7 protein-coding genes and 1 other annotated feature are annotated in these 8494 nt (G+C 37.2%); all 7 genes read right to left on the bottom strand.

What is annotated here, in order from left to right:
* Entirely contained in the window at positions 1-879 is an 879-nt protein-coding gene (locus MHI40_RS05795; protein ID WP_340761880.1) for an aspartate carbamoyltransferase catalytic subunit, read from the bottom strand.
* Between the two features lie 182 nt (positions 880-1061).
* Complete coding sequence (locus MHI40_RS05790; RefSeq protein WP_340761879.1) at positions 1062-2381, bottom strand: solute carrier family 23 protein; 1320 nt, start codon at positions 2379-2381, stop codon at positions 1062-1064.
* A 28-nt stretch (positions 2382-2409) separates the two neighbouring features.
* Positions 2410-2949, bottom strand: coding sequence for a bifunctional pyr operon transcriptional regulator/uracil phosphoribosyltransferase PyrR (pyrR, locus tag MHI40_RS05785; RefSeq protein WP_093535739.1), 540 nt, complete (start codon positions 2947-2949; stop codon positions 2410-2412).
* A gap of 224 nt (positions 2950-3173) precedes the next feature.
* A complete protein-coding gene (locus tag MHI40_RS05780; RefSeq protein WP_093535284.1) occupies positions 3174-4100 on the bottom strand; it encodes an RluA family pseudouridine synthase in 927 nt (308 codons plus the stop codon).
* On the bottom strand, positions 4100-4576 hold the full coding sequence (gene lspA / locus MHI40_RS05775; RefSeq protein ID WP_093535286.1) for a signal peptidase II: 477 nt from the start codon (positions 4574-4576) through the stop codon (positions 4100-4102). Before lspA ends, MHI40_RS05780 begins: the two co-directional genes overlap by 1 nt.
* A gap of 272 nt (positions 4577-4848) precedes the next feature.
* The gene (gene ileS, locus MHI40_RS05770) at positions 4849-7599 is read right to left on the bottom strand and encodes an isoleucine--tRNA ligase (protein ID WP_093535288.1); all 2751 of its coding nucleotides are present in this window, start codon (positions 7597-7599) and stop codon (positions 4849-4851) included.
* A 74-nt stretch (positions 7600-7673) separates the two neighbouring features.
* Positions 7674-7895 (bottom strand) — a binding site (T-box leader).
* A gap of 49 nt (positions 7896-7944) precedes the next feature.
* A complete protein-coding gene (locus tag MHI40_RS05765; RefSeq protein WP_340761878.1) occupies positions 7945-8454 on the bottom strand; it encodes a DivIVA domain-containing protein in 510 nt (169 codons plus the stop codon).
* Positions 8455-8494: the final 40 nt, after the last annotated feature.

Raw genomic sequence — 8494 nt, 5'->3', positions numbered from 1 at the left:
TTATTCTCTCCCTTTCAAAATCATTTCAATGACAGCCATGCGAACAAAAACACCATTTTCTATTTGTTTAAAGATTCTTGAACGATTACATTCAACTAATTCAGTGGCTATTTCCACATCTCTGTTAAATGGTGCTGGATGCATGATAATTGCACTTTTGTTCATTTTTTTCTCTCGTTCTAGTGTGAGACCATACGCTTGGTGATATTGCTCTTTAGAAAATATTGTCTTCCCATCATGTCTTTCGTGTTGAACACGAAGCATCATGAGAACATCACTATCTTCTATTACCTCGTCGAAATTATTAAATGCTTCGAATTCTCCTTGCCATTCTGGTGGACATACAAATCGGACTTGTGCGCCTAGTCTTGTAAGTGCATCTGCATTTGATCTGGCAACACGACTATGGCTAATATCCCCAACAATTGTTATTACTTTATTTTGCAAGGTCCCAAACTCTTGCCAAATAGTATAAATGTCCAAAAGGCTTTGCGTCGGATGATTTCCTGTACCGTCTCCCCCGTTAATAATTACAGGTTTTACTTTTCCAACGAGTTCCTCAAAATAATTATTTTGTTCATGCCTGATTACTAATACATCTAGACCGATAGATTCTAAAACTTTTACTGTGTCATAAAGTGTTTCCCCTTTAAGGGTGCTTGAGAATCCAGCATCAAATGGAAGGACCTCTAAATTTAGCTTTCTTTCTGCCATTTCAAAACTCATCTTCGTTCTGGTACTAGGCTCAAAAAATAGGTTTGAAACCATGTAATTATTCCTCAAGGTTGAGGAAGTACCATCATGAAACGCTTTTGTTTGATTTAATATGGAAAGTATTTGATCTGTCGATAATTCTTTCATTGATACCAAATTTTTCATTTAACATCTACCTTTCTTTCCCACCAAGCATTTTTGATAATATCCAAATAATAGAAAAACCTCCTCGAAAAAGTCTCGAGAAGGTTCGTTTAAGCATAGACAAGTAGCAGGATCATATGAAATATCCCAACTTGCTATCCGAACCTTTTGCTGACTCACTGTTCAACTTCTTAAAAGGCCAATTATTTAGTTTGATATAAATCTGTACTTTCTGCTTGCTTTCTTCCAGGTAGGATGAGATTTAGTATAACTCCGATAATTGCTGCTAAAGCCATACCTTCAATGCTAAGTGCTTCCGTAACGATGAATTTTGCTCCTCCAATTCCTATTACGAGAATGACGGATGCAATAACTAAGTTTCGACTATTGCCGAAATCTACTTTAGCATCAACTAACATCCGTAAACCACTTGCTGCAATTATCCCAAATAACAGAATAGATACGCCACCTAGGACTGCTGTTGGTATCGTTGATATAACTGCCATCGCTTTTCCAAAGAATGATAGTAGAATTGCCACAACAGCAGCACCCAATATCACATAGACACTATAAATACGAGTGATGGCTAAAACTCCAATGTTCTCCCCGTAGGTAGTTTTAGGTGGACCACCGATAAGTGCACTTACTAAAGTACCTAAGCCATCACCTAATAATGATCTATGCAGCCCTGGTTCTTTTATGTAGTCTCTCTCTACAACTTTTCCTAATACGAGCTGATGTCCAATATGCTCCGATATAGTAACGATAACGATTGGCACCATTACTAGTAAAATATTCGTAGTAATGACAAAGTCATAATGTACCCCAGGTAGCAAAAAGTCTGGTGAAGCAAATAATTTCGCTTCTTTAATTGGGGCAAAGTCAACAATCCCAATAATAATGGAATATATATAACCCACCACTAAACCTATTAAGATTGGCATTGTACTAATAATATTTTTAAAGAAAACCGTACAGATAATTGCCGTAAACAATGTCACTAATGCCGCTGAGAAATGTAAGAAGCTATATTCTTTTAAACCTGAATCTGCATTTGTTATATTCATCGCCATATCCACTGCCACACCAGATAGTCCTAATCCAATGACCATGATGACTGGTCCAACAACGATTGCTGGTAACAGCTTCATAATCCACTTATAGCCACTTTTCCAAATTACGAGCGACACAATTCCGTAAACCAATCCTACGAAAACCGCACCGATCATTGCATTACCCGGATTAATAGCTTCCCCCGCTTCATTCAAGCCATTTACTGCCACAAGTATTGGTGCGATGAATGCGAACGACGATCCTAAATATGCCGGCACTTGAAATTTAGTTACGAGTAAGAAGATTATTGTTGCAATCCCACTTGTTAATAATGCAATTGCAGGACTCAAACCTACTAGTTGCGGTACCAAAATAGTCGATCCAAACATTGCAAACATATGTTGAAAACTTAAAGTGATGAGCTGTCCACTTGACGGCTTATCATTTACATCTAAAATGGCATTTGACATGAATTTTCCCTACCTTTTAAATAGATTCTTATTCGTAAATGGATACTGCATCTACCTCGTCTGTTTCCGTTACTTTGACGACAATTCTCTCCCCACTAGAAGTGGGTATATTTTTGCCAACATAATCTGCTCTAATAGGTAGCTCGCGGTGCCCTCTATCGATTAATACCGCTAACTGTATTTGAGCTGGTCTTCCAAGATCCATAACTGCATCCATCGCCGCTCGTACTGTTCGCCCTGTGTATAAAACATCATCCACAAGAATAACTTTTTTATCTTTCACATCATGCGTAATATCCACTTGCTGTACTAAAGGTTCATCGGTATTATTTTTTAACGATAAGTCATCTCTATAAAGTGTAATATCGAGCTCTCCTGTTTTTATCGGCTTGCCCTCAATTACCTCGATCCGATCTGCTAAACGTTTCGCTAAAAACGCTCCTCTAGTTTTAATGCCCACTAGAATACACTCATCAATGCCTTTGTTACGTTCAATAATTTCATGTGCAATTCTTGTGAGTGCTCGATTTATCGCTTTCTCATCTAGAATATTTGCTTTTTCTCCCATTACTTTCTCATCTCCTTTGAACAAAATAAAAAACCTTCTAGACTCGAGAGCCTAGAAGGTTGTAAATGCGTTATTAAGTAGAGTGATTCCTAAAAATCCGCAGATTGATAGTGAGTCACGTTCACATGTACCTTCTCAGCCTCTCTGGACTGTTATTAAAGGTGAAGCTATATAGTTTTTAAATTACTAGCAAGTAAATGTTTGCTTGTTTTTAGTATAGAGTACTATTCCTCATTAATCAACGTTTGATTTTTTAAATTTTGTATCAAATTAGTAAAATCATCTGGAAGTGGGTATGAGAACTCTAAGTATTCTCCCGTTTTCGGGTGAATGAAACCTAATAATCCCGCATGTAAAACTTGTCCATCAAAGTTAATCGTTTTCTTCGGACCATATTTTGGATCTCCAGCAAGTGGGTAACCAATATATTTCATATGCACACGAATTTGATGAGTACGTCCAGTTTCTAGTTGGCATTCAACTAACGTAAATTTATCAAATCTATCTAATACGCGGAAATGTGTAACAGCATGTTTGCCGTTATCCACTACTGCCATATTTTGTCTTTCTCTTTTATCACGAGCGATAGGTGCATCTATTGTCCCTTTATCATGCGCTATTCGACCGTGCACAATTGCTGTGTATTTACGAGTAACTGTTTTCTTAACCAGTTGATCTACTAATGAGACATGTGCAACATCATTTTTAGCTACCATCAGTAAACCTGTCGTATCTTTGTCAATACGATGCACAATTCCAGGTCGCATAACTCCGTTAATACCCGACAAATCTTTAATCTGATGCATTAAACCGTTAACGAGGGTCCCAGTTGTATGCCCTGGTGCAGGGTGTACTACCATTCCACGAGGTTTATAAACTACTACGACATCCGCATCTTCATAAATAATTTCTAAATTTAGGTTTTCTGCTTGGATATCCAGTGGTATAGCATCGGGAGGTGTTACGACAATAACGTCTCCTACTTTCACTTTATAATTGGACTTAGCTGGTTCATTGTTTACAGTAACATGTCCATCTTTTATAAAGTTTTGGATCTGCGTACGTGACCAATCTGATTCAAAAGATGCCACTGCTTTATCAATACGCTCTTTTGCTTGTTCATTTTCAATAATAAATGTTAAATCTTCCATTACTTCACCTTTTTCTTTTCAGCTCGTTCTTCCTGAAATACAAATATTATTATAATTATAACTCCGATAGTTAGTGCAGCATCCGCCACATTAAAAATAGGAAAATCATAATTGATAATAGGTATTAAAACATCGACGAAATCTACTACTTCGCCTCTCCAAAGTCGGTCAATAAAGTTCCCAATTGCTCCACCAAGCAGTAACATCAAACCAACTTGAAACATCGGTTTTCCTTTTGCTTCTTTATGGAAGTAATAGATAATTCCAATGATAACAATGATAGTGACTATGGTAAAGAATCCTATTTTTCCTTGCAGAATGCCCCAGGCTGCTCCTTTATTTCTATGAGAAAGTAGCGCTAGGTAAGGGTCCCACAAAATAATTCGTTCACCAAGTGACATATTCTTAACGACAAGCCATTTGGTCCATTGATCTAACGCAATGAAAAAAGCAGCTAGTCCATAAAATTTCCACACATTATTTCCCCCACATAACAAATTCTTTACAGTAAAAAATTGAACACTCTCCACTTAGTTTAACACAGAACCATACAATTCGTAAAAGAGCAGTGAAATTTCAATATAGAAAATGTTTTTAAGGAGTATTTGTATTATGCGCTAGATCGGCTGTATTATAGACTTCCATTACAGTTATGAGGTATATTGTTGAATTTAAGGGCTATCTTCATTAAACGAAATATTTAAAAATGTGGCCCTATATAAAATAGGACCACATTTCTTCGTACTATTTACTTCACAACCTCTGCGCAACGTGCACATAATGTTGGGTGTGCTTCTACTGTTCCCACTGTTTCGGAAATTGTCCAGCAACGCTCACATTTTTCACCATCTGCTTTTTCTACTACAACGGAAGCATGTTCTAATGCCAAGCTGTTAGCAGGAGCGTCAGAAGGAGCCCCGCCTAATTCAAACTTAGAAACGATAAACAATTGAGCAAAGTCGATCGCATCTGTTTCAAATAATTCTTTATAGTCATCATTTACATATAGAGCTACTTTAGCTTCTAATGATTTACCAATAGTTTTTGCATTACGTGCTTCTTCTAATGCTTTTAGAACATCATCACGTAATTCCATAATTTTATCCCACTTAGCTGCTAACTCTTTAAATTCAGGATAATTAACGGCTTCTGGCATATCTGTTAATTGAATACTTTCTGCTGTTTCATGCTCTAAGTAAGCCCAAAGCTCATCTGTTGTATGAGGCAGAATAGGTGTTAATAGTTTTAATAGCGCTAGTAGCGTATCATACATAACTGTTTGCATTGCACGACGATCTGGGTGATCCTCCCCATAGATATACACAACATCTTTTGCAATGTCTAAGTAGAATGAACTTAGCTCACTTGATACAAAATTATTAATCGTATGATATACACTTGCGAAATCATAGCGATCATATGCCGCTCTTACTGTAGAAATTACTTCTTGAAGTTTCATATACATATATTGATCGACTTCACGTAGATCTTTAAATTCCACACGATTATTAACCGGATGGAAATCACTGATATTACCATGCAAGAATCGGAAAGTATTACGAATTTTACGATATACTTCGGATACTTGTTTGAAAATCGCATCCGAAACACGTACATCTGCTGTATAATCCACGGAAGCTACCCATAAACGTACAATATCCGCACCTAACTGATTGATCACTTTGGAAGGAACGATAACGTTACCTAAGGATTTACTCATTTTACGACCATTGCCATCTAATGTGAAACCATGGCTTAACAATCCTTTATAAGGAGCATGACCAAACATAGCTGTACTTGTGATTAGAGAAGAGTTAAACCAACCACGATACTGATCTGATCCCTCTAGGTATAAGTCAGCTGGGAATACTAAATCATCCCGTTCTTCTAGAACACCTTGATGAGATGAACCCGAATCAAACCATACATCCATAATATCTGTTTCTTTTGTAAAGATACCATTTGGACTACCAATATGAGTGAATCCTTCAGGTAATAATTCCTTCGCTTCTCTTTCAAACCAAATATTCGATCCGTGCTCTCGGAATAGTTTAGAAACATGTGAAATCGTCTCTTCTGTCAGGATTGGTTCTCCATCTTCCCCATAAAATACCGGAATTGGAACTCCCCATACACGTTGTCGAGAAATACACCAGTCTCCACGATCACGAATCATGTTAAATAGACGAGTCTCTCCCCATGCAGGAGTAAATTTTGTATCTCGAATTGCTTGTAGTAATTCATCTCTAAATGCCTCAATTGAAGCAAACCATTGAGCAGTAGCACGATAAATAACTGGTTTTTTTGTACGCCAGTCATGTGGATATGAATGCGTAAAGAATGTAAGTTTCTCAAGTGCACCAGCAGCTTCTAGAGCTTCTGTAATTGCTTTGTTAGCTGTATCATAAAATAACCCTTCAAAACCTGGTGCTTCAGCAGTCATAACACCGCGGTCATCCACTGGACAAAGGACATCTAATCCATAAGCTTTACCAACATAAAAGTCATCTTCCCCGTGACCAGGTGCTGTATGAACACAACCAGTACCAGATTCAGTTGTTACATGCTCCCCAAGAATGATAAGAGAATCACGATCGTATAATGGATGTTTTGCAACTAATCGATCCATTTCTTGACCTAATAGTGTACGCTCTACTGTGTATTCTTCCCAGCCTAATTCTTCTGCAACAGCTTTTACTAAATCTAATGCAACAACAAACTTAGAACCATTCGTTTCGACAACTGCATACTCCACTTTTGGATGTAAAGAAATAGCTAAGTTCGCAGGAATAGTCCAAGGTGTTGTAGTCCAAATGATAAACTTTGTTCCTTCTTCAAGAACTCCTTTACCTTCCGTTACCTTAAAGCTTACATAGATAGATGGTGATTTTTTATCTTGGTATTCAATTTCAGCTTCTGCTAATGCTGATTCACTAGAAGGTGACCAGTAAACAGGCTTTAATCCTTTATAAATGTATCCTTTTTTAGCCATCGCACCGAATACTTCGATTTGACGTGATTCAAAATCAGGAGTCAATGTAACATATGGATTTTCCCAGTCACCACGAACACCCAGACGTTTGAACTGCGAGCGTTGATTATCAATTTGTTGATAAGCATACTCTTCACAAAGCTTTCTAAACTCTGCTAAAGACAGTTCTTTACGTTTCACACCTTTATTTGTTAATGCTTGCTCGATTGGAAGACCATGTGTATCCCAACCTGGAACATATGGTGCGTGGAAACCTGTCATAGACTTATGACGGACAATCATATCTTTCAATACTTTGTTTAATGCGTGACCCATATGAAGATCACCATTTGCGTACGGTGGTCCATCATGCAGTACAAAAAATGGTCGATCTTTAGTATGATCCTGTACTTTTTTATAGATATCCTGCTCTGCCCATTTCGCTTGGATTTCTAACTCTTTCACTGGTAAGTTTCCACGCATTGGGAAAGCTGTCTTAGGCATTAATAACGTATCTTTGTATTCCATCTTATTACCTCCTAATTAGTAAAAACGTAAAAATTGTATTAATCTACACGTAAACAAAAAAACTCCACATCCCAAAAAGGGACGAGGAGTTATGCTCGCGGTACCACCCTACTTGCGATTTCTCAAAAAATCGCCGCTTAGAATGCCATAACGGGGCACTAACCGAAGACACTTACTAAAAAGTTCAGTGCCCTTGCTCCAAAGTGATAATCTAAAGAGTTTATATTCCTGAGCTCTCACCATCCTCAGGTCGCTTTATCAAAAACAAATTTAGACGTCTTTTTCTACGCATATTATATGATATGAAATTATTATAGGTAAAGTATGGCGATGAGTCAAGAAATGTTAATCTTCTGTTATAGATAGTCGATCAATTACTTCTGTATCCACATCATATTGCATTAAATGATTCCAATCATCAGTATTGATCAAGTCTAACTGTGCTTCTACTAACATTTTAAAGCGATTGCGGAAAACTTTTGATTGTTTCTTGAGATCCTCTATTTCCATCGCAATTCTTCTAGCTTTCGTTAAAGCTTCATTAACGATTCGGTCAGCATTTTTCTCTGCCTCTTTCACAATCAGCTTCGCTTCTTTTTGTGAATTGCGACGGACTTCTTCTGCAGCCTCCTGAGCAACGACAATGGATTTATGTAGTGTTTCTTCAATCGAAGTAAAATGACCAACCTGTTCGCTTGATGTTTTAAGCTTTGTTTCTAATTCTTTTTTTTCTTTCGTCAAAATTTCAAGGTCTTTCATTATTTGGTCAAGGAATTCATTTACTTCATCTTCATTGTACCCTCTAAATCCTTTACTAAATTCCTTGTTATGTATATCAAGTGGTGTTAGTGGCATTTTAACATCTCCTTCACTTTACTAAACTTGTATTCTTTCT

Source organism: Psychrobacillus sp. FSL H8-0510 (genome assembly GCF_038008345.1).
GTDB lineage: Bacteria > Bacillota > Bacilli > Bacillales_A > Planococcaceae > Psychrobacillus > Psychrobacillus psychrotolerans.
The sequence above is the reverse complement of the archived record's forward strand: the minus strand, read 5'-3'. Positions and strand labels throughout refer to the sequence as shown.